At 57.0% G+C, this 26939-nt stretch carries 25 protein-coding genes and 1 pseudogene; 12 read left to right on the plus strand and 14 right to left on the minus strand.

The annotated features are described in order from the left end of the window. The first annotated feature begins 145 nt into the window (after positions 1-145). Positions 146-1891, plus strand: a complete 1746-nt coding sequence (gene dld / locus FHW76_RS03070; RefSeq protein WP_008804046.1) for a D-lactate dehydrogenase — start codon at positions 146-148, stop codon at positions 1889-1891. 85 nt (positions 1892-1976) lie between these two features. Next, positions 1977-2531: a GNAT family N-acetyltransferase gene (locus tag FHW76_RS03075; RefSeq protein ID WP_008804045.1), complete on the plus strand. Its 555-nt coding sequence runs from the start codon at positions 1977-1979 to the stop codon at positions 2529-2531. A gap of 341 nt (positions 2532-2872) precedes the next feature. Here FHW76_RS03075 and pbpG read toward each other — a convergent pair whose 3' ends face one another. Beyond that, the gene (gene pbpG / locus FHW76_RS03080; RefSeq protein WP_008804044.1) at positions 2873-3823 is read right to left on the minus strand and encodes a D-alanyl-D-alanine endopeptidase; all 951 of its coding nucleotides are present in this window, start codon (positions 3821-3823) and stop codon (positions 2873-2875) included. Positions 3824-4011: 188 nt separating this feature from the next. Next, positions 4012-4599 carry a Yip1 family protein gene (locus FHW76_RS03085; RefSeq protein ID WP_008804043.1) on the minus strand — a complete coding sequence of 196 codons (588 nt, stop codon included), beginning with the start codon at positions 4597-4599 and terminating at the stop codon, positions 4012-4014. Between the two features lie 152 nt (positions 4600-4751). Here FHW76_RS03085 and FHW76_RS03090 point away from each other — a divergent pair, with 152 nt between their 5' ends. After that, positions 4752-5321: a DedA family protein gene (locus FHW76_RS03090; RefSeq protein ID WP_008804042.1), complete on the plus strand. Its 570-nt coding sequence runs from the start codon at positions 4752-4754 to the stop codon at positions 5319-5321. Positions 5322-5353: 32 nt separating this feature from the next. Here FHW76_RS03090 and mdtQ read toward each other — a convergent pair whose 3' ends face one another. Next, positions 5354-6793 carry a multidrug resistance outer membrane protein MdtQ gene (gene mdtQ, locus FHW76_RS03095; protein WP_008804041.1) on the minus strand — a complete coding sequence of 480 codons (1440 nt, stop codon included), beginning with the start codon at positions 6791-6793 and terminating at the stop codon, positions 5354-5356. Positions 6794-6921: 128 nt separating this feature from the next. On the opposite strand from mdtQ, the gene FHW76_RS03100 reads away from it, so the two are divergent. Then, positions 6922-7656 (plus strand): bifunctional 2-polyprenyl-6-hydroxyphenol methylase/3-demethylubiquinol 3-O-methyltransferase UbiG, encoded by a 735-nt coding sequence (locus FHW76_RS03100; protein WP_008804040.1) that lies wholly within the window; start codon positions 6922-6924, stop codon positions 7654-7656. Between the two features lie 33 nt (positions 7657-7689). Here FHW76_RS03100 and FHW76_RS03105 read toward each other — a convergent pair whose 3' ends face one another. The 5 genes and pseudogenes from FHW76_RS03105 to dusC all read right to left on the minus strand — a co-directional run bounded on the left by FHW76_RS03105 (position 7690) and on the right by dusC (position 14747). After that, positions 7690-9084: a glycoside hydrolase family 1 protein gene (locus FHW76_RS03105; protein WP_008804039.1), complete on the minus strand. Its 1395-nt coding sequence runs from the start codon at positions 9082-9084 to the stop codon at positions 7690-7692. Positions 9085-9099: 15 nt separating this feature from the next. Beyond that, positions 9100-11074: pseudogene (bglF, locus tag FHW76_RS03110) on the minus strand (PTS beta-glucoside transporter subunit IIABC). A 30-nt stretch (positions 11075-11104) separates the two neighbouring features. Beyond that, a complete protein-coding gene (gene bglG, locus FHW76_RS03115; RefSeq protein WP_043876274.1) occupies positions 11105-11938 on the minus strand; it encodes a transcriptional antiterminator BglG in 834 nt (277 codons plus the stop codon). Between the two features lie 155 nt (positions 11939-12093). After that, entirely contained in the window at positions 12094-13458 is a 1365-nt protein-coding gene (locus FHW76_RS03120) for a carbohydrate porin (RefSeq protein ID WP_032740122.1), read from the minus strand. Positions 13459-13814: 356 nt separating this feature from the next. After that, on the minus strand, positions 13815-14747 hold the full coding sequence (gene dusC / locus FHW76_RS03125) for a tRNA dihydrouridine(16) synthase DusC (protein ID WP_012541036.1): 933 nt from the start codon (positions 14745-14747) through the stop codon (positions 13815-13817). Between the two features lie 358 nt (positions 14748-15105). Between dusC and FHW76_RS03130 the strand changes: the two genes are divergently transcribed. From FHW76_RS03130 to FHW76_RS03160, 8 genes are all read left to right on the plus strand, one after another. Continuing rightward, positions 15106-15510 (plus strand): CidA/LrgA family protein, encoded by a 405-nt coding sequence (locus FHW76_RS03130; RefSeq protein ID WP_004201620.1) that lies wholly within the window; start codon positions 15106-15108, stop codon positions 15508-15510. Then, on the plus strand, positions 15500-16195 hold the full coding sequence (locus tag FHW76_RS03135; RefSeq protein WP_008804035.1) for a CidB/LrgB family autolysis modulator: 696 nt from the start codon (positions 15500-15502) through the stop codon (positions 16193-16195). Before FHW76_RS03130 ends, FHW76_RS03135 begins: the two co-directional genes overlap by 11 nt. Positions 16196-16323: 128 nt before the next feature. Then, positions 16324-17208 carry a cytidine deaminase gene (gene cdd / locus FHW76_RS03140; RefSeq protein ID WP_183476205.1) on the plus strand — a complete coding sequence of 295 codons (885 nt, stop codon included), beginning with the start codon at positions 16324-16326 and terminating at the stop codon, positions 17206-17208. A gap of 21 nt (positions 17209-17229) precedes the next feature. Further along, positions 17230-17448, plus strand: a complete 219-nt coding sequence (locus tag FHW76_RS03145) for a hypothetical protein (RefSeq protein WP_071583089.1) — start codon at positions 17230-17232, stop codon at positions 17446-17448. 36 nt (positions 17449-17484) lie between these two features. Continuing rightward, positions 17485-18216, plus strand: coding sequence for an outer membrane permeability protein SanA (sanA, locus tag FHW76_RS03150; RefSeq protein WP_008804033.1), 732 nt, complete (start codon positions 17485-17487; stop codon positions 18214-18216). A 114-nt stretch (positions 18217-18330) separates the two neighbouring features. Then, positions 18331-18852, plus strand: a complete 522-nt coding sequence (locus tag FHW76_RS26355; protein ID WP_022064813.1) for a hypothetical protein — start codon at positions 18331-18333, stop codon at positions 18850-18852. A gap of 28 nt (positions 18853-18880) precedes the next feature. Further along, on the plus strand, positions 18881-19435 hold the full coding sequence (locus tag FHW76_RS26360; RefSeq protein ID WP_229531768.1) for a HipA domain-containing protein: 555 nt from the start codon (positions 18881-18883) through the stop codon (positions 19433-19435). Beyond that, positions 19432-19878 carry a helix-turn-helix transcriptional regulator gene (locus FHW76_RS03160; RefSeq protein ID WP_183476208.1) on the plus strand — a complete coding sequence of 149 codons (447 nt, stop codon included), beginning with the start codon at positions 19432-19434 and terminating at the stop codon, positions 19876-19878. Before FHW76_RS26360 ends, FHW76_RS03160 begins: the two co-directional genes overlap by 4 nt. A gap of 41 nt (positions 19879-19919) precedes the next feature. Here FHW76_RS03160 and mglC read toward each other — a convergent pair whose 3' ends face one another. The 6 genes from mglC to folE all read right to left on the minus strand — a co-directional run bounded on the left by mglC (position 19920) and on the right by folE (position 26899). Then, entirely contained in the window at positions 19920-20930 is a 1011-nt protein-coding gene (gene mglC, locus FHW76_RS03165; RefSeq protein ID WP_002912871.1) for a galactose/methyl galactoside ABC transporter permease MglC, read from the minus strand. Positions 20931-20945: 15 nt separating this feature from the next. Next, positions 20946-22466, minus strand: coding sequence for a galactose/methyl galactoside ABC transporter ATP-binding protein MglA (gene mglA / locus FHW76_RS03170; protein ID WP_008804029.1), 1521 nt, complete (start codon positions 22464-22466; stop codon positions 20946-20948). Positions 22467-22584: 118 nt separating this feature from the next. Beyond that, positions 22585-23583, minus strand: a complete 999-nt coding sequence (gene mglB / locus FHW76_RS03175; protein ID WP_183476211.1) for a galactose/glucose ABC transporter substrate-binding protein MglB — start codon at positions 23581-23583, stop codon at positions 22585-22587. 296 nt (positions 23584-23879) lie between these two features. Next, the gene (gene galS / locus FHW76_RS03180; RefSeq protein ID WP_012967553.1) at positions 23880-24902 is read right to left on the minus strand and encodes an HTH-type transcriptional regulator GalS; all 1023 of its coding nucleotides are present in this window, start codon (positions 24900-24902) and stop codon (positions 23880-23882) included. Between the two features lie 155 nt (positions 24903-25057). Further along, a complete protein-coding gene (gene yeiB, locus FHW76_RS03185) occupies positions 25058-26215 on the minus strand; it encodes a DUF418 domain-containing protein YeiB (RefSeq protein ID WP_183476213.1) in 1158 nt (385 codons plus the stop codon). A gap of 15 nt (positions 26216-26230) precedes the next feature. Further along, on the minus strand, positions 26231-26899 hold the full coding sequence (folE, locus tag FHW76_RS03190; RefSeq protein WP_008804025.1) for a GTP cyclohydrolase I FolE: 669 nt from the start codon (positions 26897-26899) through the stop codon (positions 26231-26233). Positions 26900-26939 lie beyond the last annotated feature (40 nt).

Below are 26939 nucleotides of genomic sequence, written 5' to 3' on the forward strand. Positions count from 1 at the left end.
CCGCAGTTTGCCATATATATAAACAACGCGCCCGCAGAATGCTAAGGTTCTTCTCTGATTTTTGCGAAACATTCATGCATCAAATTGTCATACAAAGCGCTATGCTTATCCTCGATATTTCGCGCACCACCACAAGGAGTGGAACATGTCATCTGCACCCACTAATACCCATAAAACGTTTCTGGCGGATCTGGCGCGCCTGGTTGGCCCTTCGCATCTGCTGACCGACCCGGCAAAAACCCAACGCTACCGCAAAGGCTTCCGCTCCGGTCAGGGCGAGGCGCTGGCGGTTGTCTTTCCCGGCACCCTGCTGGAACTCTGGCGCGTGCTTAACGCCTGCGTAGACGCCGATAAAATTATTCTGATGCAGGCGGCCAACACCGGCCTGACCGAAGGTTCGACCCCCAACGGCAATGATTACGATCGCGAGATCGTGATTATCAGCACTCTGCGCCTGGATAAACTGCATCTGCTGGACAAAGGCGAGCAGGTGCTGGCCTGGCCCGGCACTACCCTCTATTCGCTGGAAAAAGCGCTCAAACCGCTGGGTCGCGAGCCGCACTCAGTGATCGGCTCGTCATGCATCGGCGCATCGGTGATCGGCGGGATCTGCAACAACTCCGGCGGTTCGCTGGTGCAGCGCGGGCCCGCCTATACCGAAATGTCGCTGTTCGCGCAGATTGACGCCGACGGCAAGCTGAAGCTGGTCAACCATCTGGGCATTGATCTCGGCAGCACGCCGGAGCAGATCCTCAGCCGCCTCGACGACGAGCGCATCAGCGATAGCGATGTGCTGCACGACGGCCGCCACGCCCACGATCACGACTATGTGACCCGCGTGCGCGATGTCGATGCCGACACCCCGGCGCGCTACAACGCCGACCCGGACCGCCTGTTCGAATCCTCCGGCTGCGCCGGCAAGCTGGCGGTTTTCGCCGCGCGTCTGGATACCTTCCCGGCGGAAAAACGCCAGCAGGTGTTTTACATTGGCACCAACCAGCCGCAGGTATTGACCGAGATCCGCCGCCATATCCTCGCCGAGTTCCAGCATCTGCCGGTGGCCGGGGAATATATGCACCGCGATATTTACGATATCGCCGAGAAGTATGGCAAAGACACCTTCCTGATGATCGACAAGCTCGGCACCGACAAAATGCCGTTCTTCTTCACCATGAAGGGGCGCACCGACGCGATGCTGGAGAAAGTCTCGCTGTTTAAGCCGCACTTTACCGACCGCTTTATGCAGAAGCTCGGCCACGTCTTCCCGGCGCACTTACCGGAGCGGATGAAAACCTGGCGTGATAAATATGAACATCATCTGCTGCTGAAGATGGCCGGGGATGGCATCGAAGAAGCGCAGCGCTGGCTGACGGAATACTTCCAGCAGGCCGAGGGGGATTTCTTCGCCTGTACGCCGGAGGAAGGCAGCAAGGCGTTTCTGCACCGCTTTGCCGCCGCCGGCGCGGCCATCCGCTATCAGGCGGTGCATGCTGACGAAGTGGAAGATATTCTGGCGCTGGATATCGCCCTGCGCCGCAACGATACCGAGTGGTTCGAACATCTGCCGCCGGAGATCGACAGCCAGCTGGTGCATAAGCTCTACTATGGCCACTTTATGTGCCATGTGTTCCATCAGGATTACATCGTCAAGAAAGGGGTCGACGCCCACGCTCTGAAAGAGCAGATGCTGGCGTTGCTGAAAGCGCGCGGCGCCCAGTACCCGGCGGAGCATAACGTGGGTCATCTGTATGAGGCCCCGGAGAGCCTGCAGCAGTTCTATCGCCAGAACGATCCGACCAACAGCATGAACCCGGGGATTGGTAAAACCAGTAAGCAGAAATACTGGGGTGAAGCGGCACCAACGCCGGTCTCCCCGGCAGATCCGCAATAATCAGCGGCAGGACTATTCAGCCTGGCGCTTCTGTATTACGCTGCACGCCGGAGAATGTCTCTCCGGCAGATTCAGGAGCGCCGCCATGCCCGCAGAGGCCCCGTTACTCGACAGTGATTTAGAAATTCGTGAAGCGCTGCCCGACGATGCGCACGCCATCGCCGCGCTGTATGTCTGGCACGTGCTCAATGGCCGCGCTTCCTTTGAAGAGATCCCCCCTACCGTTGACGAAATGCGTAAACGGATCAAAACCGTCCGCGATAACGGGCTGCCCTGGCTGGTGGCGCTGTGGCGCGGCGCCATCGTCGGCTACTGCTACGCCACCTTCTATCGGCCTCGTCCGGCCTATCGTTACACGCTTGAGGAATCGATCTACGTGGAATCCGGGATGGGCGGGCGCGGCATCGGCAGCGCGCTGCTGTCGCGGCTGATCGCCGAATGCGAGAAAGGCCCGTGGCGGCAGATGCTGGCGATCATCGGTGATGGCCATAACAATGCCGGTTCGCTGGCGATCCATAAAAAGTTTGGTTTTACCGTGGCGGGTCAACTGCGCAGCGTGGGCTACAAAATGGGCGACTGGCGAGATACGTTGATTATGCAGCGCGCGCTGGGTGACGGCGACTGGACGCTGCCGGAGTGATATCCGGCGTCAAATCCCCGGCTCGCGGCGTAAACGCCTTAGCCGGGCTACCGTTCAGCGCGGTTCCGTAGAGGCGTCAGCCGCCATCCGGCACAAACACCGGCACTCGGCCTGATTGCCCGGCGGCGCTGCGCTTGCCGGGCCTGCGAAGGGGGCGAACCCGGCGCCAAATCACGTAGGCCGGATAAGGCGCGAGCCGCCATCCGGCACAAACGCGGCACGGTGTCGGGTATATTGCTCGGCGGCGCTGCGCTTGCCGGGCCTACGAAAGCGGCGAACCCGGTGCCAAATCACGTAGCCCGGATAAGGCGCAATGCGCCGCCATCCGGGGGACATGTAGATTAATCGTTCTGCGCGGTCTGCGCGCCGCCTTTCAGCATCGCCTCCGCCATCTGCGCTTCGCGCTGCTTTTTATAGCTCAGCGCCGAGGCGGGTACCGGCATCACTTTCCCGGTCTCGATCCAGGTCCGCAAGCGGCTGGCGTCGGCGAAGTGGGTGTATTTACCGAAGGCATCCATCACCACCAGCGCCACCGGGCGTTGGTTAATCACCGTACGCATAATCAGGCAGTGGCCGGCAGCGTTGGTGAAGCCGGTTTTAGTCAGCTGGATATTCCAGTTATCGCGATACACCAGATGGTTGGTGTTGCGGAACGGCAGGCTGTAGGCCGGATGGGCGAAAGTGGCGGTCTCTTCTTTGGTGGTGCTCAGCTGGCCAATCAGCGGATACTGCTCGCTGGCGATCAGCAGTTTGGTCAGATCGCGGGCGGTGGAGACGTTATGCACCGACAGGCCCGTCGGCTCCACGTAGCGGGTATGAGTCATGCCCAGCGCCTGGGCTTTGGCGTTCATCGCGCGAATGAAGGCATCGTAGCCGCCTGGATAGTGATGCGCCAGGCTGGCGGCCGCGCGGTTCTCGGAAGACATCAGCGCCAGCAGCAGCATCGTGCGGCGGCTGATTTGGCTGTTGAGGCGCACGCGGGAGTAGATCCCCTTCATTTCCGGCGTATGGCTGATATCCACCGTCAGCATCTCATCCATCGGCAGATGGGCATCGAGCACCACCATGGCGGTCATCACTTTGGTGATTGACGCCATCGGGCGCACCAGATCCGGCTGGCTGGCATAGATGATTTTTTTGGTGGCCAGATCGACGATCATGGCGCTGCCGGAGGCGATATCCGGCTGCGAGGCGGCAACCGCCGCGGAGGTTTTTGCTAACGCCTGGGGCGCAAAAGGCACAGCCAGCAGCAAGGTCAGGCTGAGCAAAGAGACTCGAAATTTCGGCATCATGGGCATTCTGAAAAGTATTTTTGCACGTTATGGAACGTACGCCGCGAGGTTAAGTGGGCAACATCGCTGGCAAACGCCATCATACCGCGCCGTAAGGCCCTGTGCCTAATAAGAATCGTGAAGAAATGCTGCATTGCCGACACAAAATACATATTTGCCGGCAATGCATATTATCCAGTGACGTGCGATCAGAAGAGTCGGTAACCATACCCCCACAGTACCACGGTGATCGCCAGCAGCACTTCCAGTACCAGCACTCCGATGGCCAGCGTCGAACTGGCGAAGCTTAACCCCTCTTCCCGGTTAATGCTCAGGAAGGTCGGGATGCCCAGATAGAGCAGATAGCCGGTGTAAAACAGCGCGATGGTACCGATCAGCGCGCACAGCCAGACCAGCGGATAGAGCGCCACAATCCCGCTCAGAAACAGCGGCGTGGCCACATAGCCGGCAAACACCATGCAGCGTTTCAGCGAAGGCTGCTGCGGATACTGCCTGGCCATCCACCAGATAACCCGTCCCATGATCGCCACCCCGGCCAGCATCACGGCGTAAAACAGTACCGCCAGCGCCAGACCGGTCAACATCGACAGTTTAATAACGGTGCCGTCGCCGAAGTTCCAGCCCAGCTGCGTAGTGCCGATAAAGGCGCACACCACCGGAACCGCCGCCATCAGCAGCACATGGTGCGTATAGTGATGAGAAATGGTTTCGTTCTCGCTCTTTATCACGCTCATTTCCCGGTTGGGATGAGCGAAGAGCCCCCAGACATGGTTCATAGCGTCCCCCTTGTCACGGCTTCGTACTGCACTGATCCAAGTATAATTCACCCTGTAGATTATTTTGTGTACAGCACAAAAAATCTGCGTCACCGCGTTTTGGTCAGCAGGGTGTATGATTAAAGGTGATGAGATAAGGAGATAAGCTGTTTATGGATATCAATCACCTGATTTCCCAGTATGGCTACGCGGCGCTGATCGTCGGCAGCATGGCGGAAGGTGAGACCATTACCCTGCTGGGCGGCGTCGCAGCGCATCAGGGGTTACTGAAGTTTCCCCTGGTGGTGATCGCCGTCGCCCTCGGCGGGATGATTGGCGATCAGCTGCTCTATCTGGTCGGCCGCCGCTTCGGGGGACGCATTCTGCGCCGTTTCGCCAGCCAGAAGGCGCGAATACGTAAAGCGCAGCGCATGATCCAGCACCGGCCGTGGCTGTTTGTCATCGGCACCCGCTTTATGTATGGCTTCCGGGTAATCGGCCCCCTGCTGATCGGCGCCAGCCGCCTGCCGCCGCGCATTTTCCTGCCGTTGAATATTGTCGGAGCGCTGGTGTGGGCCCTGCTGTTTACCACCATTGGCTATCTCGGCGGCGAGGTGGTTGGCCCGTGGCTGCACCATCTGGACGCCCATCTGAAGCACTGGATCTGGCTGATCCTCGCGGTAGGACTGGTGGTTGCCGCCCACTGGTGGCTCAGGCGGCGAGAAAGGAAGAAGAAAGACTAAACGGCGCCCCCGCAGGCGCGCCGTTGCGCCGGTTATTTCACGCTCTGGTGATAGCCGCCGCCGAGAGCAGAAGTCAGCTGAATGCTGGCGTCAATCCACTGGCCGTGCAGGCGCAATGCGGTAATGCGCTCCTGCAGCGCCGGGAGCTTCGCCATACTGACTCTGGAGCCGGGTAAGATCCCCGCCGCCATTCGGGCCTGCGCCAGGTTCACCACCCGCTGGGCGTCTTTTTCAACCTGCTGCTGCTGCTGGCTTTTGGCCATCAGCGTCTCGACCTGGCTGGCGGTTTTCGCCACCTGGTTGACGGCATCCACCACCGCTTTGTTGTACTGCGCTATCGACAGGCTGTTCTGCGCGCTGGCGATATCCAGATTGGCATTGAGGCGGCCGCTGTCAAAGATCGGCAGCGTCAGTCCGGCGGTGACGCCCATCTGCTGCGCCGAGTGACGGAAAAGATCGCTTAAGTGCAGGGCATCCTGCTGCAGGAACGCCATCAGATTGATGTCGGGATAAAACGCCGCTTTCGCCGCGTCCACTTCGCTCAGCGATGCCTCAATGTACCAGTGAGCAACCTGCAGATCCGGGCGGCGCGCCAGCAGCTCATAGCCGAGGGTATCAGGCAGCTGCGCGCTGACCGTCGGCAGGCTGACCGGTTTGAGGTTCAGCGACTGGCTCTGGCTGTTGGTCAGGGCCATCAGGCGCGCTTCAATCTCTTTCATCGTGCCCGCCACGTCCGCCAGCTGCTGGTCGGTTTTGCTGACGTTAATATCGTTCTCCGCCCCTTCGGCGGAGTTGGTGATCCCGCGCTGCAACAGGGCCTTGTCGACCGTCACGATATTATTTTGCTCACCCTTCACCTGCTGCAGCACTGCTTTAATCGCCGCTTCCGTCTGCCACTGCCAGTACAGGCGCGCCACGCTGCCAGAAAGCAATTCGCGGGTCTGGGCCTGCTCCGCCACCTGGGCTTTCAGCTCGCCGATGCGCGCTTTCACCAGCGCGCGGTTTTTACCCCACAGGTCCAGATCCCAGCCAGCGGTCAGGCCGAAGGTGCCGTTGGTGTACCACGGGCCGGTATTGCCGTCGGTGTCGGTGGCGAACGGCCCCATCAGGCCTTCGGCCGACATGCGCTGGCGTTCAACATCGGCGGAGAAATCCATCTCCGGGCCAAGATTCGCCTGCGACATTCGCGCCTGCGCTTCGGCAAGCCTGATGCGCTGTTCGGCAATTTGCATATCCGGCGCATTGGCGAGTGCGCGCTGAATCAGATTATCCAGTTGGGCATCGTGGTAGTCTTTCCACCAGTCGGTCTGCGGCCAGCCATTTTTCACGGCGGCAGGGAGATCCATGGAAACATGGGAGGCTGGAATTTGCTGCTGCGGCGGATTAGCAACCTCATGAGATGGCGCGCAGCCAGCCAGCGCGATGGCCAGGGGCAATGCCGCCAGCACGCTTTTATTTAATATCAATTTCATTAGACAGGTCAGATAACTTAATCAGGTTGGTTATCATAAGTTAATTGAATTAAACGCGTTTAGTAAAGCGTGTGACTAAATTATTAGTTAGCTAAAAATAAACAACCTTATCAATTCAAGGGATGAATATGAGTCAGAATATTTATGACGACCCGCAGTTTTTTGCCGGCTATGCGACCCTCGATCGCTCGGTGAAGGGGCTGGATGGCGCACCGGAGTGGCCTTCCCTGCAGGCAATGTTGCCGCCGATAACCGGTTTGCGGGTGGTGGATCTCGGCTGCGGCTACGGCTGGTTTTGCCGCTGGGCACAGCAGCAGGGAGCCAGCCAGATAACCGGTTTTGATATCTCCCAGCGCATGCTGGCGCAGGCGCGGGAGATGACCCGCGGGGATGAGATTGTCTACCGCTGCGCCGATCTGCAAACCCTGACGCTGCCCGCCAACAGCTGCGATCTGGTCTACAGCTCGCTGGCGCTGCATTATTTACCGGACATTGCGCCGCTCTTCGCCACCCTGCAGCAGGCGCTGGTTCCCGGCGGCACCCTGGTCTTTTCCGCCGAACATCCCATCTATACCGCCCCCTTGCAGCAGGGCTGGCGGGTGGATGACCAGGGACAGAAAAGCTGGCCGGTCAGTCACTATCAGCAGGAGGGTGAGCGCGTCAGCAACTGGTTTGCCGAGGGCGTCATCAAGCAACATCGCAAGCTCTCAAGCTGGATAAACGCGCTTATCGCCGCGGGTTTTGTGCTGGAGCAGCTGGATGAGTGGGGTCCGAGCGCCGAACAGATTGTCCAACAGCCCGCCCTGGATGAAGAGAAAGAACGTCCGATGATCTTTTTACTGCGCGCGCGTAAACCGGGCTAATCCCCCGCCCGGCGATGACCGGGCGGGCATCCTTTACGCTTTCAGGCTGGCGCCGCGGCTGGCAATCACCTCTTTATACCAGTCAAAACTCTTCTTCTTACTGCGCGCCAGGGTGCCGGTGCCGTCATCATGACGGTCGACATAGATAAAGCCATAGCGCTTCGACAGCTCCGCCTTCGAGGCGCTCACCAGGTCAATCGGCCCCCAGCTGGTAAAGCCCATCAGCTCAACGCCATCGTCAATGGCTTCCCGCGCCTGCACCAGATGGTCGTTCAGGTAACTGATGCGGTAGTCATCGTTAATGCTGCCATCGGCTTCCACCTTATCCTTGGCGCCCAGACCATTTTCCACGATAAACAGCGGCTTCTGATAGCGATCCCACAGCACGTTCAGCAGCGTACGCAGGCCCAGCGGGTCTATCTGCCAGCCCCACTCCGAGCTCGCCAGGTGCGGGTTCGGCACCATGCTGAGAATATTGCCGCGCGCCTGCTGGTTCAGCGCCTCGTCGGCGGTGACGCAGCCGGTCATGTAGTAGCTAAAGGAGATAAAGTCGACGGTGGTTTTCAGCGCTTCACGATCGGCATCGGTAATGGTGAGTGTGATACCGTTGTCGCGGAAAAAGCGCAGCATATAGCCCGGGTACGCGCCGCGCGCCTGCACGTCGCCAAAGAACTGCCAGCTGCGGTTCTCCTGCAGCGTCTCAAACACATCTTCCGGTTTGCAGCTCAGGGGATACATCAGCCCGCCGAGCAGCATATTGCCGATTTTGCCCTCGGGCACCAGCTCGTGACAGGCTTTAACCGCCAGAGCGCTGGCCACCAGCTGGTGGTGAATCGCCTGATACACCTCGCCTTTGCTGCTGCCGGCCGGCAGGCCGACGCCGGTCATCGGAGCATGCAGCGACATATTGATTTCGTTAAAGGTCAGCCACAATTTGACCTTATTTTTATAGCGGCTGAACACCGTGCGGGCGTAGCGCTCAAAGAAACCAATCACCTCCCGGCTGCCCCAGCCGCCGTAGTTTTTTACCAGCGCCCACGGCATTTCATAATGCGACAGCGTCACCAGCGGGGTGATGTTGTGCTTCGCCATCTCGTCGAACAGCTTGTCGTAGAACGCGAGACCGGCTTCGTTGGGCTCGGCGTCATCGCCGTTGGGATAGATGCGGGTCCAGGCGATGGACACCCGCAGGCAGTTAAAGCCCATCTCGGCGAACAGAGCGATATCTTCCGGGTAGCGATGGTAAAAATCGATCGCCACATCCTTAATACCGCTGTCGCCGGGTACGCGCTCGACCACCTCGCCGAACACGCCGTGCGGCTGCACATCGGAGGTGGATAAGCCTTTGCCCTCTTCCAGATAAGCCCCTTCCACCTGATTCGCCGCGGTCGCGCCGCCCCATAAAAAATCCGCCGGGAATGTTTTCATCTCTCTCTCCTGTGATTAATGGCTGACTGACAACAGCGGCTGGCCGGCTTCGACGGCGCTGGACGCCACCGTATCAATTTCCCGGTAGTCGTCGCTGTTGCTGATAATGATCGGGGTCGCCAGGTCGTAACCGGCATCCAGAATCGCCTGACGATCGAACTCGATCAGCAGATCGCCGGCCTGCACCCTGTCGCCCTCTTTGACATGTGCGGTAAACGGCACGCCGTCGAGTTTGACCGTGTCGATGCCGACGTGGATCAACAGCTCAATGCCGCTGTCGCTCTGCAGGCCGATGGCATGTTTAGTCTGAAACAGGGAAGCCACTTCGCCCGGGAACGGGGCAATCACTTGGCCCACCGCCGGGATAATGGCGACCCCTTTACCGAGCAGGCCGCTGGCGAAGGTGCTATCCGGCACCTGCTCGAGGGCGATAACGCTGCCGCTCATCGGCGCCAGAATATCGTTTGCCGAGGCCGGGGCTACCGTCACGGCGCCCGGTGCAGCGCTGGCGCGCGGCATGCCGGCGAAGAAGGTCAGCACGCAGGCGAGCACGAAAGCCACGCCGGTGCCGATAAGCCCGCCCCAGACGCTGGCGTCAATGCCGCCGGGCGGGATCATCTGCGCCGGGAAAAAGATATTCGGCACACCGAACGAGTAAGCATGGCTATTACTGAAGGCAGTGATCGCCCCGCCGATGGCGCCGGCGATACAGCCGAAGATAAACGGACGACGCAGCGGCAGGGTCAGACCGTAGATAGCCGGCTCGGTGATGCCAAACAGCCCGGCAGAGAAGGCGGAACCGGCCAGCATCCGCTGACGCGCATCGCGGGTGGCCAGCAAAATCCCCAGAACCGCCCCCACCTGGGCAATCACCGCCGGAAGAATAATCGGCAGCATGGAGTCGTGACCAAGTACTGTCATGTTGTTGATCATCAACGGCACCAGCCCCCAGTGCAGGCCAAAAATAACGCACACCTGCCACATGGCGCCCAGTACCGCGCCCGCCAGCCATGGGGCAAACGCATAAATGAACTGGTAGCCGTTGGCCAGCAGATGGCTCAGCCAGGTGGCGACCGGGCCAATCACCAGGAAGGTGAGCGGGACCACCACCGCCAGGCAGATCGCCGGGGTGAAGAAGTTTTTCATCGATGACGGCAACAGCGCGTTGCTCTTGCGCTCCAGCCAGCAGCAGACCCACGAGGCGAGAATAATCGGGATCACTGACGAGCTGTAGTTGATAAAGGTCACCGGGATGCCGAGAAAGTGCTCCACCGCCGCGCCCGGCGCCTGGCTGGCCTCAAAGGCCTGAATCATCAGCGGGTGGGTTAACGCCCCGCCAATCACCATCGAGATAAACGGGTTGCCGCCAAACTTCTTCCCGGCGGTATAGCCAAGAAACAGCGGGAAGAAAAAGAACAGCGCGTCGCTGGCGGCAAACCAGATTTTATAAGTCCCCTGCTCCGGCGTAAGCCAGCCGCAGGTCACCGCCAGCGCCAGCAGGCCTTTCAGCAGACCGGTCGCCGCCATCACGCCGATAAACGGTGTAAAAATGCCGGAAATGATGTCGATAAGCTGGCTTAACACCGATCCTTTAGCCGCTTTTTCCCCGGCAACCGGTTCGCTGTCATCGCTTAACCCCGCCTCCTGGCGCACCGCCAGCCAGACGTCGTGAACGTGGTTGCCAATCACCACCTGAAACTGGCCACCGCTCTCCACCACCATAATGACGCCCGGATTGGCCTTCAGCCCTTCGGCATCGGCTTTGCCGTTATCTTTCAGTTTAAAACGCAGACGTGTCGCACAGTGAACCAGACTCACAATGTTCTCTTTGCCGCCGACGCGGTTGAGAATATCCTGCGCGAGTGCTTTATATTCCATGCTCTTTTCCTTACTGCCGCTGCCCGCAGACAACCGGCGACTGAGTAGTAAAAAATAAAAAAACCCGAGAACCACGCCGGTGGGCGTCGCGCTCAGGTTTTGCCTGCATCATGCAGTAACAATCCAGTTTTGTTGGGGGGAATTAACGCCCCTCTTTTCTTACCCGTTCGATATGAATGGCAAGAAACATAATCTCTTCGGTGGTCAGCGACCGCTGATACTGCTTTTGCAGATGCGTCGCCACCGTTTCCGCACACTTCCACGCTTTAGCGTAGTTATCTTTCACCGCGCTGTGCAGCGAGACGTCGTCATCTTCCACCACCGTGCGCGTCAGCATCCGCTGGGCGAAAAATTTCAAGTGGGTAACGAAACGCTGATAGCTCAGCGACTCTTCATCGTAATTCAGCTGCAGCTGATACTTCACCAGCTGCAGGATCTCCTGCATCACCCGGGTCACGTGCATGACCTCCGGCATTTCGCTGTTGAGCTGCGCCGTCACCAGATGCAGGGCGATAAATCCGGCTTCATCCTCCGCTAGCTCCACGCCAAGCCTTTTGGCAATAATGGCCCTTGCCTCCTGACCCAGCGCGAACTCCTTCGGATACAGCCGCTTAATCTCCCACAGCAGCACGTTACGCAGTGCGATGCCCTTTTTCTGCCGCTCGATAGCAAAATGACAGTGATCCGTTAATGTGATGTACAAACTTTCCTGTAGCTTGCCCAGCCGCCCGCGTGCCAGGTCGATAATGCGATCGCAGGTGGTCATCTCTTCTAACGGTATCTGACTGAGTAACTCACCTAAGCGGCCTACCAGTTCATCGCTCTGTAAGGCGAAGACTTTTTCAATTTTACTGTCGTCCAGCACGTCGCCCGGGCGTTTCTGAAAGGCCAGCCCTCGCCCCATCACCACCTGTTCGCGCCGGTGCTCGTCAAGAACCACCACCACATTGTTATTGAGTACTTTGGCGATTTGCATATAGACCCCAGAAACAAAAAAACCTGACCCCCGACGAAACGCCAGGTGATCAGGTTTTGCCTGCCGCAGCAGTTGCAATCCAACACCCGCACTGTAACAACTTCTGCTGCGCGCTCAACCTGACAAGTGAAAAAACGTGATTAAGATCGCGACTATCAGAAAGTCACCACCGTTTTCCACTCCACCACCCATGCGTCCTGGGTCTGCGCGACGCCGCCCGGACGGTGCCAGTACTGCAGGCCCGGCTGCAGCTCCAGCCAGGAGACCGGGCGGAAGCGATAATAGAGCTCGCCGTTCAGCGAATGACCGGCCACCGGCTGGTAAGCCGGATCGTTATAGTCGGTGGCCCCGCTGATCTGGTTCATATAGCGCTGGTTACGTGCGTAGTGGCTGCTCATGTCGATCCACGTCAGACCAAAGCCAATCCAGTCCTCCGGGCGGGCGTCAAACAGCCCGCGGTAGCGCATGGAGGCGGCGACGGCGGAGTGGATATAGTTGCTGCGCTGGTCGCTGAGGCTGCCGCTCAGCGAGACGCTCATCCCCCGCAGCGGGTCGTCGGCGTGGCGGGTGATCTGCTGGTTCAGGCCGGCGTACATAAACCAGGTGCTGTCGTGCTCGGCGTAGCCTTGCGGATCGGTCGCCCCGGCGCCGCCGGATTTGCCGCTGTAGAGGTCGGTTTGCGGCGCGTTAGTCCAGACCACACCCAGGTTATAGGCTCCCGGCAGGCCATTCATCAGCGGACGGGTTTCGATCTCCATCGGCAGTAAAATGCCTTTGCTGCCCTTCGTCGACCCGCTCCAGGCGTGACTGCGCGCGGTAGCCTGCGGGTTTTGCTCCATCACCCCGCCTTTCAGGGTGACCGTCGGCGTCAGCTTGTACTCCAGGGTGGTGCCCCAGGTGTGGATGTTCCAGTTATTCCAGGTCAGCGAGTTGGCCGATTTCCCACCGCACTGGGTCAGTAGCTGAAAATCGCAGGGAATGATCTGGTCGAAAGTTTGCACCTTGTTCATCATGCCGATGCGCCAGGTCAGGCGACGGTCGTCAAAGCTGCGGGCAAAGGTCAGCCAGCCGAGGCGGGTGATCGACCCGCCGCCCCAACTCTCCTGCGACAGATCGTTGAAACTCACCCGCGGATCCTGCAGCCGTTTCGTGGTGAGGTTATCATCGTGGTTACGGTTGACGATGTTGCCTTCGAGACGCGCATCCGGTATGCCGGTCCAGCGCTCCAGATCCTGGGTAAAGGTCAGCGCCACCTGGTCAATATAGGCCAGGTGTTTATCATGGTCGTAACCGCCGCCGGCGTTGTAGGCCATCTCGTTAAGATACCCGAGATTATAATGAAAGCCGTTCTCTTCGAGGATCGGACGAATGCCCAGCATATCGCCCAGCAGCCCCTGCTGCCCGGCTTCGAACCCCAGCACGCTGCCGTTCCACGCCGGAGTTTCCGCGGCGCTCACGGCAGGCACCATTGCCGCCAGCGCCGCGCCGATCAAAAGCTGATTTATTTTTTTGTTATGCATTGTGATATCCACCGTGACTGAATAAAAACAAAGGGGATCCCCAGGTTATTTATTTACCTGTTTTCTTTTTTAAAAAATGAATGGCAAAGGGCGTCCGCCGGTAATAAAACCGCGACGATGCCAGAGAAAACGTTAATTACAACCTATTGTTTTACATAAGCATTTTTTCACCATTGAATTTTAGCCAAAAAAAAACCTAAGCACTTTCCGCCACGAATGACGAAAATGCTTAGGTTTTGCCTGGGTTCAGTAGCAATCCTGAATTGATTGACCGCACATTATCACTTTATTCAACTCATGCCTACCAGCAATAGGCAGGCAAGTAATAATATGTGAAGCAAATAACAGTATGGTGTTTAATAGCGGGCGATGGCCGCCGCTATTTCAGCAGACGTTTGCAGGGCGCGAATTTCATTAAACAGAGTCAGCGCCTCACTATATTCCTTGCGTAAATAGCCTAACCATTGCTTAATTCTCGCCACATGATACAGACCGGTGTCGCCCTGCTTTTCCAGGCGGGTATATTTTTGCAACAGCTGAACCACCTGCGGCCACGGCATGCGCGGTTCGTTATATTTGATCACCCGGCTGAGGTTCGGCACGTTGAGCGCCCCGCGGCCAATCATCACCGAATCGCAGCCGGTGACGGCCATACAATCCTGGGCGCTTTGCCAGTCCCAGATCTCGCCGTTGGCCACCACCGGAATGGTCAGACGCTGGCGGATCTCACCGATCGCCTGCCAGTTAATGCGTTCGGCTTTGTAGCCATCTTCTTTGGTGCGGCCGTGAACCACCAGCTCGCTGGCCCCGGCCTGCTGCACCGCATCGGCGATTTCGAAGCGCCGTTCGCCGCTGTCCCAGCCGAGTCGCACCTTGACGGTCACCGGCAGATGATCGGGAACCGCTTCGCGCATGGCTTTCGCACCGCGATAGATCAGCTCCGGATCTTTCAGCAGCGTCGCCCCGCCGCCGCTGCCGTTCACCAGCTTAGACGGACAGCCGCAGTTTAAATCCACCCCCCACGACCCCAGCTCCACCGCGCGGGCGGCGTTTTCCGCCAGCCACTCGGGATATTGTCCCAGCAGCTGGACGCGCACGCGGGTGCCGGACGGCGTGCGGCTCTGATGATGCAGTTCCGGGCACAGCCTGTAGAACGATTTTACCGGCAGCAGTTGATCCACCACGCGCAGAAATTCGGTGATGCACAGATCGTAATCGTTAACCTCGGTCAGCAGCTCGCGCACCAGCGAATCGAGCACGCCTTCCATCGGCGCCAGTAGAACACGCATATCGTTATCCGGAAAAAAAAGAGGCGCTATGGTAGCGCCTCCAGGCATTGGTGGAAAGCGCTCAATGCGTCCGGCCTGCCGTACGCCATTCCCCGTTCGGCGAATGCGGCAAAGCGAGGAGATAATCTCTATGCTTTACAGGAGTATGCGGCGTCTCATGCCGCCTTTATTTGCCGCGCCTCGTTCAAAAAGGTAGCGTGGGATCCGATATACCCTAAGCTGCGAGCTGTCGGGTCCTGCCGGGAGAGGCTATTGTTCCCGTACGCTATCAGCGCTATGCGTAGAATTCATGATGTGATCGGTAGCACATTTTAGGGATTAATTGTATGATGAATGCACTTCATCAAGGGTTATTACCATGAGTAAATCGCTGACTATTATCTGGCAGTACCTGCGGGCCTTCGTCCTGATTTACGCCTGCTTATACGCCGGAATTTTTATCGCCGGACTGCTGCCCATCACTATCCCCGGCAGCATCATCGGCATGCTGATCCTCTTCGTGCTGCTGGCGCTGCAAATTATGCCGCCGCAGTGGGTCAATCCTGGCTGCAATATCCTGATCCGCTATATGGCGCTATTGTTCGTGCCCATCGGCGTCGGCGTGATGCAATACTGGGATCTGCTGCGCGCCCAGCTGGGGCCAGTCGTCATCTCCTGCGCCATCAGCACGCTGGTGGTGTTTGTGGTGGTGAGCTGGAGCTCTCACCTGGTGCATGGCGAACGTAAAGTGATTGGGCAAAAGGAAAAGAAAAATGATGCATGAAATCTGGTGGTCGCTGCCGCTAACCCTGATCGTCTTTTTTCTCGCCCGCAGGCTGGCCGCCCGCTTTAAGTTCCCGCTGCTCAACCCGCTGCTGGTGGCGATGGTAGTTATAATTCCGTTTCTGCTGCTGACCGGGATCTCCTATGAGCGTTATTTTGCCGGCAGCAAAGTCCTGAACGATCTGCTGCAGCCGGCGGTGGTCGCGCTGGCCTTTCCACTGTATGAGCAACTGCACCAGATCCGCGCGCGCTGGAAATCAATCATCACCATCTGCTTTATCGGCAGCTGCGTGGCGATGATCACCGGTACTACCGTCGCCCTGCTGATGGGCGCCACGCCGCAAATCGCCGCCTCTATTCTGCCTAAGTCGGTCACTACGCCAATTGCCATGGCGGTCAGCGGCAGCATCGGCGGTATTCCGGCCATCAGCGCCGTGTGCGTGATTTTTGTCGGCATCCTCGGCGCGGTATTCGGCCATACGCTGCTTAACCTGATGCGCATTCGCACCAAAGCGTCACGCGGCCTGTCAATGGGCACCGCCTCGCACGCCCTCGGCACTGCCCGCTGTGCGGAACTGGACTACCAGGAAGGGGCGTTTAGCTCGCTGGCGCTGGTGCTGTGCGGGATCATCACCTCGTTGATGGCACCGTTCTTATTTCCGCTGATCCTCGCGGTGGTGGGATAAACTGTGATTCAAATCACATTTTTTAATGCAACAAATCAAAGTTGCATAAACAATGAGATATTCATCACATATGAGACTGCTGGACGCCCGTACACTGGCTTCCCATTACATTGTTATGAGGCAACGCTATGCACTCACGTTTTCAAGCTGCTTTGACGACTCTGGCAGCAGACCTGCAGGCGGCCATCGCCCCGATGCTCGCCGACCCGCACTTCCCGGCGCTGCTCGAAGCCGATCAGGTGGCGACGCTGCAGCAGGCGACAGGTCTGGACGAAGACGCGCTGGCCTTTGCGCTACTGCCGCTTGCTGCCGCCTGCGCGCGCGCCGACCTTTCTCATTTTAACGTCGGGGCGATCGCCCACGGCGTCAGCGGCCGCTGGTACTTTGGCGGCAATATGGAATTTCTCGGGGCGACCATGCAGCAGACCGTTCACGCCGAGCAGAGCGCCATCAGCCACGCCTGGCTGCGCGGCGAGACCTCCCTGCGCGCTATTACGGTGAACTACACGCCGTGCGGCCATTGCCGTCAGTTTATGAACGAACTGAACAGCGGACTGGCGCTGCGCATTCATCTGCCGGGCCGCGAAGCGCATGCCCTGGAGCACTATCTGCCGGACGCCTTTGGTCCGAAAGATCTGGAGATCAAAACCCTGTTGATGGATGCACAGGACCATGGCTACCCGGTGAGCGGCGATGCCCTGACCCAGGCAGCCATTCAGGCCGCCAACCGCTGCCATGCGCCCTACAGCCACTCGCCCTCCGGCGTGGCGCTGGAGCTGAAAGACGGCACCATTTTCAGCGGCAGCTATGCGGAAAACGCGGCGTTCAATCCGACGCTGCCGCCGCTGCAGGGGGCGCTGAATCTCCTGAGCCTCAACGGCTATGATTATCCCGCTATCCAGCGGGCAATCCTCGCGGAGAAAGCCGACGCGGCGCTGATCCAGTGGGATGCCACCGTCGCCACCCTAAAGGCGCTGGGCTGCCAGAATATCGAGCGCGTCCTGTTAGGTTGATCAGCCTGAGCAGATTGCCGGATGACGGTTTCGCCTTATCCGGCCGACCTGTTATACCGTGATGTTGTCGGGTGGCACTACGCTTACCCGACCTACGGTTCGCGCCATGGCGAGCTGAAGATCTCTATGCCGGGTGTCGGCTCACGCCTTACCCGACCTGCGTTCGGCGATCTGTCTATATTGCTGAAAATCCCCGCAATCAAACGCGGGTTTCTTGCGCTTACCCGGCGGGTAAAGTAGCCTGAAGACTCCGTTGTCTATTATTGAGCCAAGTTCATGTTAAAGCGTGTGTTCTACAGCCTGTTAGTCCTGCTCGGCCTGCTGCTGTTGACCGTGCTGGGCCTTGACCGCTGGATGAGCTGGAAAACCGCGCCCTATATCTATGATGAGCTGCAGGACCTGCCCTACCGTCAGGTCGGCGTGGTGCTGGGCACCGCCAAATATTACCGCACCGGCGTCATCAATCAGTATTACCGCTACCGCATCCAGGGCGCGCTGAACGCCTACAACAGCGGCAAGGTCAACTATCTGCTGCTGAGCGGCGATAATGCTCTGCAAAGCTACAATGAACCGATGACCATGCGTCGGGACCTGATTAAAGGCGGCGTCGATCCTGCCGATATCGTGCTGGACTATGCCGGCTTCCGTACGCTCGACTCGATTGTCCGCACCCGCAAAGTGTTCGATACCAACGACTTCATTATCATCACCCAGCGCTTCCACTGCGAACGGGCGCTGTTTATCGCCCTGCATATGGGGATCCAGGCCCAGTGCTACGCGGTGCCGTCGCCGAAGGATATGTGGAGCGTGCGGCTGCGCGAGTTCGGCGCCCGCTTTGGCGCGCTGGCGGACCTCTATATCTTCAAACGGGAACCGCGCTTTCTCGGCCCTCTCATCCCGATTCCGGCTCAACAGCATGACGTACCGGATGACGCCCAGTCCTACCCGGCAGTCACTCCGGAGCAGCTGCTGGAACTGCAGAAAAACACAAAACCCGCCAATGAGTGATATAAGATGCATTAATCATGCGATGCCAAAACAATGCGTATTATAAGTAACGTTAATTGCATGAATGCTCTTTAATGAGTAATATTTCACTCATCATCCTTTTTGGAGGGCGAGATGGAAACATTAACGGTACAAGCCTTTCTCAATGCGGAGTGGCAAGACATTGCGTTGATAAAATTCCCCGGTAGTGAGCAAGGGGACTGGTTTACAACACAAATCGACTATCTTACCGATTACGCCATCGACTTTCTGGAACGCGATGACTATCACGCCGTGTCGCTCAACCATCCCGTTTCGCTTTATTTTGAGGATCACGGAAATCCTGGATGGTTAAGATTTATAGACGATATCATTCCAGGCGGCGCCAGCCGACGTTACTGGGTTAACTTTTTAGATATCAGTGAACTTCCTCAGGGCCAGCAGAATTTCATCTTGCTCAAATTCGGCACGATGTCGCCAGTGGGAAATTTACGCATTAAAGACTCGGTGCCGGACTGGGATAGTCTGGCAAGCAGTAAAACGTTCTCTGTCACTGATGTCATGAATCGTGCCAGTGATTTTCTCGACTATGACCAGGAACGAGGAGCCGCAGCAGGAGGGGCTACATTATCCCTCTCTCTGGTTGCCGCGATTTGATATCAGAAGAGACGGTGATGGCCGGATAATGAGATTGGGAATGGAGTCAGTCTATTCTCTGTTACAAAAAGCGCCAGCGACGATACTTGATCATGAAACCACGCTGCGGATCCTAATCGAAAAGATCACATCCAGTAATATGGTAAGAGTACAGAATTATCGCTTTGATGTTCAAGGATTTATCATCGATTGGGTACGTCGAGACTTATTAAACATTATTTTTGGCAATAGTGATAACCATGGACGTAATACTGCATTTATGAAAGCAGATAATGAAATTATCCTTGCGCCAATCTACGATTTTGCACCAATGAAAGCCGACCCGGAAGGTATACCGCGCACGATGAAGTGGTCATTAGCCTGCGAATCAGGAGGCGAATATAACTTTGGCGCCATCGCACAAGCTTTGGCTGAATGGATCACCCCTGACACATTGCTTAATGCTTTAAGTGAAACCGCATCTCAACTCGTTGATTTACCATCCCGTCTTAAAGTACGCGGCGTTCCTGTTCAGATTCTGGAAATGCCATCAATTGGTTTTAAATTTATACCTGACAAACTCGCTCGCTGGGGGCTGTTATGAAGACCCTGAATAAAAAAGAAACAGAAATCCAAAATACCTTAGCCAGGCTGCGGGCGGATAACCCACCATCCCTACCCGCCACCGGGGTAACGGCTACGGAAAAAAAAGCTCGTTCAGAGATAAGCAGACAACGCGTCTCGGCTGGTTTAAAAAAAGTCAAAACGGTCGATCGTCAGGCGGTCATTCACGCCATTATCCATGACATCATGCTAGGCGCCATCAGCCAGGGAGAGGCCCTGAAAAAACTGAGAGTAGAAGTTCTAGGTTTACGCCAGGATGAATATGCCCGGCTAGTGAATGTCTCTCGTAAGACCTTATCTGATGTGGAAAATGATAAAGGCAATTATTCTGCCGAGATCATTAATAAAATCTATAAGCCGTTTGGCCTTGAAACAGGACTCGTCCCTATTTCTAAAACACTTATTTCTCCTCTATTTAAATAGTAAAAACCCGCGCCAGGCGCGGGTTTTTGATGCGTTCAATCTTATTTCTTACGGGCGTATTTCAGGGAGTCCAGCGCCACGGCGAAGATAATAATCGCCCCCTTAATAATGTACTGCCAGTAAGGGTTGACGCCGATATAGGTCAGGCCGTAGTTGATGACGGTGAAGATAATCACCCCGGTCACCACGCCGAATACGGTCCCTACCCCGCCGCTGAACGAAACGCCGCCCACCACGCAGGCGGCGATGGCGTCCAGTTCGTACATAAAGCCGAGGTTATTGGTCGCCGAGCCGATACGCCCGGCTTCCAGCAGGCCGCCGAAGGCGTAAAACACGCCGGAGAGGGCATAGATCATCAGCAGGTTCAACGCCACGTTAACCCCGGAGACTTTCGCCGCTTCCGGGTTACCGCCGATAGCGAAGATGTTTTTACCAAAGCGCGTCTTGTTCCACAGGATCCAGACAAAGAAGACGGCAATCAGCGCGTAGAAGGTAATGTAGGACAGGCGGAACGAGCCCAGCGCCACAAACCCCTGGGCAAAATGGGAGAAGTGGCTGTCAAAACCGGAGATCGGCGACGCGCCCACGAAGTCGTAGTACAGCGAGTTAATGCCGTACACGATGATCATAGTGCCGAGGGTGGTAATAAACGGCGTCACGTTCAGGTAGGCGATGACGATCCCGTTAATCAGGCCGATGACCGCCCCGATGGCGCACACCAGCAGGATCACCAACGGGATCGGCATGGTCGCCATATCCGGGAACACCTTGTTGGCATTATCCACCGCCTGCAGCATGGTGGCGGCAATCACCGCCGCCAGTCCCACCTGACGGCCGGCGGAGAGGTCGGTCCCCTGCGTGACGATAAGTCCGGCCACGCCCAGGGCAATAATAATACGCACCGAAGACTGAGTCAGGATATTACTCAGGTTGAGCAGACTTAAAAATGTCGGATCCTGGAAAATAATAATGGCCAACAGGACCAGAAGGACGACATATATCCCACCCTCTTTCAGGTAAGTGAGAAAACTCTTTTTATTTAACGCACTCATGTGAAGCCCCTGATCTTAAAGGTGCAATGACGCAAGACGCAGTATTTCGTTTTGCGTGGTGGTTTTAGTCTCTACAATGCCCGCGACAAGGCCATTGCTCATCACCAGAATGCGGTCGGTAATCCCCAGCAGTTCCGGCATTTCGGAAGAAATAATAATGATCCCTTTGTCTTTTTTAGCCAGCTCGGCAATCAGCTGGTAGATCTCGAATTTGGCGCCGACGTCGATACCGCGCGTTGGCTCATCCAGCATCAGGATCTCCGGCTGGGTCAGCAGCCAGCGGCCTATAATGACCTTTTGCTGGTTACCACCGGAAAGCGAACCGATCTGCGTATGCTGGCCGGGGGTTTTAACGCGCATCGAGTCAATAACCCACTGGGTGTCGCTCTTCATTCGCGAGTTATCCAGCAAGCCGATGCTGTTTTTATATTTCTTAATATTGGAGATCAGCGAGTTAAAACCGATATCCAGATAGGCATAAATCCCGGTGGAGCGCCGCTCCTCGGTCACCAGTGCAAAACCGTGGTTAATCGCCTCGTTGGCGCTGTGGTTGTTGATCTTCTTACCGTGCAGGGTGATGGTGCCGCTGGCCTTCTCACGGATCCCGAACAGGGTCTCCACGATGTCGGTGCGTTTAGCGCCTACCAGGCCGGCGATACCGAGAATTTCGCCCTTATGCAGATCAAAGGAGACATCGCGAATGGAGGGTTGACGCAGCGAGGTGAGATTGCGCACCTGGAGGATCACTTCTCCCGGGGTATTTTCGCGATCCGGAAAACGCTGGTTGAGCGAGCGCCCGACCATCATGGCGATAATCTTGTCCATATCCAGCCCTTCCAGCGGCTGGGTGGCGATCCACTGGCCGTCGCGCAGGATGGTTATTTCATCGCACAGCTGGAAAATTTCTTCCATTTTATGCGAGATATAGACGATACCGCAGCCGCGATCTTTCAGCTTGCGGATGATCTTAAACAGATGGTTGACCTCTTTTTCCGTCAGCGATGACGTCGGCTCGTCCATGATGACGATTTTGGCGTCATAGGAAAACGCCTTAGCGATCTCAATCATCTGCATCTGGGATACCGATAAGGTACCGACGCGGGCACGCGGGTCGATATCAATATCCAGCTCATCAAAAATGGCCTTGGTATCCCGGTACATTTTGTCCTGATCGACAAACATGCCTTTGGTGGGATAGCGTCCGAGCCACATGTTATCCATGACTGAACGCTGTAAAACCAGGTTTAATTCCTGATGCACCATCGATATACCGTTTTCCAGGGCTTCTTTCGCCGAATGGAAATCGATCTCTTTTCCCTGAAAAAGAATGCTACCGGAATCTTTTTGATAGATCCCAAAAAGGCATTTTAATAATGTCGATTTGCCGGCGCCGTTCTCACCCATTAACGCATGAATGGAGTGCGGACGAACCTTCAGGTTGACATTATCAAGAGCCTTGACGCCAGGAAACGATTTGTTGATGTTGGTCATTTCCAACAAATATTCGCCTGACCGTTCGCTATTATTGCTGACCATAGTTATACCTGGCTGCGTTCATGCACGCCCCGTCCGGCGCAATAACGCCAGCAGGAGTCTGGTTCTGTATCAGGAATAATCGGGCGTGGTTAAACCACGCCCGCAACTCACATCACGATTACTTGTCGGTAAACTGGCTCAGGTTGTCTTTATCGACGCCCACGTACGGTACGCGAACAATCTTGTTGTCAATTTTCCAGTTGGTGCCCGCCGCGGCTTCTTTACCTTCCGCGAGGTTTTTCGCCAGATCGAAGGTCGCTTTCGCCTGGTTGTTGGCATCGTTCAGCACGGTACCGGCCATCGCGCCGGATTTCACCAGCGCCAGCGCTTCTGGCAGGGCATCGACGCCAAACACCGGAATGCTGCTCTTGTTGTGCGCTTTCAGCGCTTCAACCGCACCCATCGCCATGGCATCGTTGTTCGCGATCACTACTTCAATCTTGTTCGCATTCGGGCCGGAGAGCCAGGCGTCCATTTTGTCTTTCGCCTGCGCGGTATCCCACATGGCGGTATCCAGCTGCAGCTGCTGGGTCTTCAGACCTTTATCATTCAGCTCTTTGATAACGTAGGTGGTACGCGCTTCCGCATCCGGATGGCCCGGCTCGCCTTTCAGCAGGACGAACTGGATCTGGCCGTCTTTATTCAGATCCCAGTTCGGGTTGGCTTTCCAGTGCTTGGCGATCAGATCGCCCTGAATAATCCCCGACTCTTTCGAATCGGTACCGACGTAATAAGCCTTGTCATAACTATCCAGCGCTTTGCGGGAAGGCTCTTTGTTGAAGAACACCACCGGAATATTCTGCCCGCGCGCTTTTTCAATCACTGTTCCCGCTGCCGCCGGGTCAACCAGGTTAATCGCCAGCGCCTTCACGCCTTTCGCCAACAGCACGTCAATCTGATCGTTTTGCTTCGACTGGTCGTTCTGCGAGTCATTCATCAGCAGCTGGACGTCAGGCGCGGATTTGCCATCTTTTTCAATCGCCTTACGCACCACCGACATAAAGTTGTCGTCATATTTATAAATCGTCACGCCGATACGGGTATCTGCTGCGTGTGCGGCGGCGCCAAATAACAGACCAGCCATTACAGCAGACAGGGTAAACACCTTCTTATTCATGGAATCTCCGGTTTTATTATGCAGGGTCATTATTGTGAAAAAGTGCGGGCGGGGTTTGTTGCATTAGTGTTACCGCACAACGCATTTCACGACGAAAATTCGGTCTTCCGTGTCGGGTAACGCTCCAGAAAAATACGACTCTAAAACTCGTTTAACGCCTTGTTCCTACTTAAAAAAGTGAGGATAACCCATCACCTCGTGGTTCAGACTGGTAAACGCTGCCATCATAATCAGGCGAATGTTAATATACTGTGAATTTACTCACAAATTGAAAGCGGTTACATCCCATCACCGCTTCAGTTAGTGATCGGCCCCACAGTTTGCCGCTGGGCAACGGAATGACGGCGCACCAGCGTCGGCATAAAGCAGTGCGTTGCCTCGCGATCCAGCTTGCCGGCCGCCCCCAGCAGCGCCAGCTCGGTGGCCAGCTTTGCCATCGACATTACCGGATAGCGCACGGTAGTGAGTTGAGGATCGGTGTAACGGGAAATAGGAATATCATCAAAGCCAATCAGCGACAGATGCTGCGGCACGACAATGCCGTTGTCCTTCAGGGTCGTCAGCGCGCCGGCCGCCATGCTGTCGTTATAGGCGAATACCGCGGTGAGACCGAGATTACGCCCCAGCAGTTCGACCATCGCCGCCTCGCCGCCCTGCATATCCGGGGAGCCAGAACCGACCCAGCTGTCCGGGGCGATGATGCCCTGCTCCTGCAGCGCTTTGCTCCACCCTTCCCGGCGCATATCGTCATCTTCAATGCCGTGGTTTGAGGAGAGATAGCCGATGCGCTGGTGACCGTGATTGAGCAGCATGCGGGTGGCCATCAGCGCGCCGCTGACGTTGTCGAGCCCGACGCAGCGATGGGCAAAGCCTGGCACAATGCGGTTGATCAGCACCATTCCCGGGATATGTTGCATAAAGTCGCTCAGTTCATCATCGCTGAGCGCTTTCGAATGGACAATCAGCGCCGAGCAGCGCTGGCGGATCAGCACCTCGATGGCGTGGCGCTCTTTTTCCGCCTCGTGATAGCTGTTGCCGATCAGCACATACTTCTGATGCTGCTGGGCGACGGTATCCACCGCTTTCACCAGCGCGCCGAAGAAGGCGTCGGAGACGTCCATCACCACCACGCCGATGGTATCGCTCACCTGGGTGGCCAGCGCCTGGGCGTTGGCGTTGGGTCGGTAGCCCAGTTGGGTCACCGCTTTCATCACGGCGTCGCGCGTATCCGGACTCACCAGCGCGCTGTTGTTCAGCACCCGCGACACGGTGGCCACGGATACACCCGCCTGGCGGGCGACATCACGAATGGTGATCATACTCAGCGACCTTAAGAGAATTACAGCACGTCACATTCACCTCCTGTGCTCAGCAAGGAGGCTATTCTGGCAGCGACCCGCGGTCCGCTACGTGAGTGAGGTCACACGGCTGGAAACGTTTACATCCGTTTTGTTAATGATTGTGATCGAGATCGTTATCTGGATGTGTCTTTCAATGATGTGCCTGACGCACGCAGGGTTAACTGACGCCACAGCCATTCCACCGGCCCCTGGCGGAAGCGGCGCAGCCACAGCGATGAGACAAGGAGGTTAACGGCCCAGATGGGGGGAACAAAGGCCAGCAGCTGCAGACGATCGAAGCGCATAAACAGCCCGAGATGATAAAACAGGGTGGTGCAGATCAGGGTCTGCAACAGGTAGTTGGTCAGCGCCATGCGTCCGACGCAGGCGATAGCGCCCACCAGGCGGAAACGGCACAGCTGCGGCCAGTAGCCCCAGGCCAGCGAGGCATAGCCGATCGCCTGTAAGGGGGCGCTCAGTTCGCGCGGCGCCTGCAGCAAAAACGCGCACCAGCGATAGTCCCAGGCCAGATACCACTGGGCGAATATTGCCGGCAGATTTACCGCCATGCCGGCAACCACCAGCAGGGCACCCGTGCGCCGGTAGTGACGCAGACTGAACTGCCCTTTGAGCCAGCCGCTGCGCATTAGCGCCGCGCCCATCAGCATCATCCCCGCCAGCTGCCAGCCATACTGGGCGCCCAGCGCCAGCAGATTGTCCGATAGCATATCCGCCCGGTTGCTGACCGCCTCCATGCCGCCGTGCAGCTTCCAGTACTGCTCATACTGCAGGTTCGCCGCATCCGGCACCCAGGAGCGATTCGCCGCCGTCCCGGAGATGACTCCCAGCAGGACCAGCACCGCAATGCCGATGAGGTAGAGCACCACCCCGGTATTGAACAGCGATTTGACATGGTGCGCCTCACGCACCATGCGCCAGCTCACCAGCCCCACCAGGGCGTAGGCCAGCAGAATGTCGCCATCCCAGAAAAAAAGACCGTGAATGAAACCGAGCAGCGCCAGCAGCGTCAGCCGCGACTGGATCCAGCGCTTCCCTCGCGGGAGCAATAGCTGCAGACCGGCGCCAAACAGCAACGCGAACAGGGTGAGAAACTTCACCTGCGCCAGCAGGTCGAGGAGTGCCCACGTCCAGGCATCGCTGAGGGTCGCGCTTACTGACCAGGCGGGATTGAGGTAAGCGGCCTTCGGCAAGCCGAAGGCGCTGATATTGAGAAGCAGGATACCGAGGATGGCGACGCCGCGGACAAAGTCCAGCGTGACATTTCTCTCCATGTACCCTGCTCCGTTTTAGTTGTGGTGACGTACTGCGCGCAGGAATTCCTGGCGGGTATTCTGGCTGGATTTAAACAGGCCGCCGAGAGAGGTGGTGGTGGTGGCGCTGGTCGCATCGCGAATGCCGCGCGCCTTCACGCAGTAATGCACCGCGTCAATGGATACCGCCACGTTGCTGGTGCCGAGCAGCGTCTGCAGCGCGATCAGGATCTGCTGGGTCAGACGCTCCTGGACCTGCGGACGCTGAGCGAAAAACTGCACGATGCGGTTGATTTTCGACAGGCCGATCACCGCATCTTTCGGGATATAGGCTACTGTCGCTTTACCATCGATGGTGACGAAATGGTGTTCGCAGGTGCTGGTCAGGGTGATATCGCGCACGGTCACCATTTCATCAACCTTCATTTTGTTTTCAATGACGGTGATTTTTGGGAAGCGGGAGTAATCCAGCCCGGAGAAGATCTCATCGACATACATTTTGGCGATGCGATGCGGGGTCTCCATCAGACTGTCATCACTCAGATCCAGATTCAGCAGTTGCATAATCTCGGTCATATGACCGGTAATCAAACGCTTGCGTGTTTCGTTATCAATTTCTTGTACTGGCGCACGCATCGGCGTCTCCAGCCCACGAGCGACCAGCGCTTCATGAACGAGGACGGCTTCTTTACTCAGTGATGACATTTGGGTTTCTCCTGCAGGTGTGGCGCTCTTTGCTTTTTCT

The organism is Klebsiella sp. RC2 (assembly GCF_014192815.1).
Taxonomy (GTDB): Bacteria; Pseudomonadota; Gammaproteobacteria; order Enterobacterales; family Enterobacteriaceae; genus Klebsiella; species Klebsiella variicola.

Coding starts and splice junctions, on each gene's coding strand:
- cdd (WP_183476205.1), top strand. CDS start 16,324: ATGCACTCACGTTTTCAAGCTGCTTTGACGACTCTGGCAGCAGACCTG.
- FHW76_RS26355 (WP_022064813.1), top strand. CDS start 18,331: ATGGAAACATTAACGGTACAAGCCTTTCTCAATGCGGAGTGGCAAGAC.
- dld (WP_008804046.1), top strand. CDS start 146: ATGTCATCTGCACCCACTAATACCCATAAAACGTTTCTGGCGGATCTG.
- FHW76_RS03090 (WP_008804042.1), top strand. CDS start 4,752: ATGGATATCAATCACCTGATTTCCCAGTATGGCTACGCGGCGCTGATC.
- pbpG (WP_008804044.1), bottom strand. CDS start 3,823: ATGATGCCGAAATTTCGAGTCTCTTTGCTCAGCCTGACCTTGCTGCTG.
- mglA (WP_008804029.1), bottom strand. CDS start 22,466: ATGGTCAGCAATAATAGCGAACGGTCAGGCGAATATTTGTTGGAAATG.
- FHW76_RS03075 (WP_008804045.1), top strand. CDS start 1,977: ATGCCCGCAGAGGCCCCGTTACTCGACAGTGATTTAGAAATTCGTGAA.
- FHW76_RS03105 (WP_008804039.1), bottom strand. CDS start 9,084: ATGAAAACATTCCCGGCGGATTTTTTATGGGGCGGCGCGACCGCGGCG.
- FHW76_RS26360 (WP_229531768.1), top strand. CDS start 18,881: ATGAGATTGGGAATGGAGTCAGTCTATTCTCTGTTACAAAAAGCGCCA.
- FHW76_RS03130 (WP_004201620.1), top strand. CDS start 15,106: ATGAGTAAATCGCTGACTATTATCTGGCAGTACCTGCGGGCCTTCGTC.
- FHW76_RS03160 (WP_183476208.1), top strand. CDS start 19,432: ATGAAGACCCTGAATAAAAAAGAAACAGAAATCCAAAATACCTTAGCC.
- FHW76_RS03100 (WP_008804040.1), top strand. CDS start 6,922: ATGAGTCAGAATATTTATGACGACCCGCAGTTTTTTGCCGGCTATGCG.
- FHW76_RS03145 (WP_071583089.1), top strand. CDS start 17,230: ATGACGGTTTCGCCTTATCCGGCCGACCTGTTATACCGTGATGTTGTC.
- galS (WP_012967553.1), bottom strand. CDS start 24,902: ATGATCACCATTCGTGATGTCGCCCGCCAGGCGGGTGTATCCGTGGCC.
- FHW76_RS03135 (WP_008804035.1), top strand. CDS start 15,500: ATGATGCATGAAATCTGGTGGTCGCTGCCGCTAACCCTGATCGTCTTT.
- mglC (WP_002912871.1), bottom strand. CDS start 20,930: ATGAGTGCGTTAAATAAAAAGAGTTTTCTCACTTACCTGAAAGAGGGT.
- FHW76_RS03085 (WP_008804043.1), bottom strand. CDS start 4,599: ATGAACCATGTCTGGGGGCTCTTCGCTCATCCCAACCGGGAAATGAGC.
- bglG (WP_043876274.1), bottom strand. CDS start 11,938: ATGCAAATCGCCAAAGTACTCAATAACAATGTGGTGGTGGTTCTTGAC.
- sanA (WP_008804033.1), top strand. CDS start 17,485: ATGTTAAAGCGTGTGTTCTACAGCCTGTTAGTCCTGCTCGGCCTGCTG.
- mglB (WP_183476211.1), bottom strand. CDS start 23,583: ATGAATAAGAAGGTGTTTACCCTGTCTGCTGTAATGGCTGGTCTGTTA.
- FHW76_RS03120 (WP_032740122.1), bottom strand. CDS start 13,458: ATGCATAACAAAAAAATAAATCAGCTTTTGATCGGCGCGGCGCTGGCG.
- yeiB (WP_183476213.1), bottom strand. CDS start 26,215: ATGGAGAGAAATGTCACGCTGGACTTTGTCCGCGGCGTCGCCATCCTC.
- mdtQ (WP_008804041.1), bottom strand. CDS start 6,793: ATGAAATTGATATTAAATAAAAGCGTGCTGGCGGCATTGCCCCTGGCC.
- folE (WP_008804025.1), bottom strand. CDS start 26,899: ATGTCATCACTGAGTAAAGAAGCCGTCCTCGTTCATGAAGCGCTGGTC.
- dusC (WP_012541036.1), bottom strand. CDS start 14,747: ATGCGTGTTCTACTGGCGCCGATGGAAGGCGTGCTCGATTCGCTGGTG.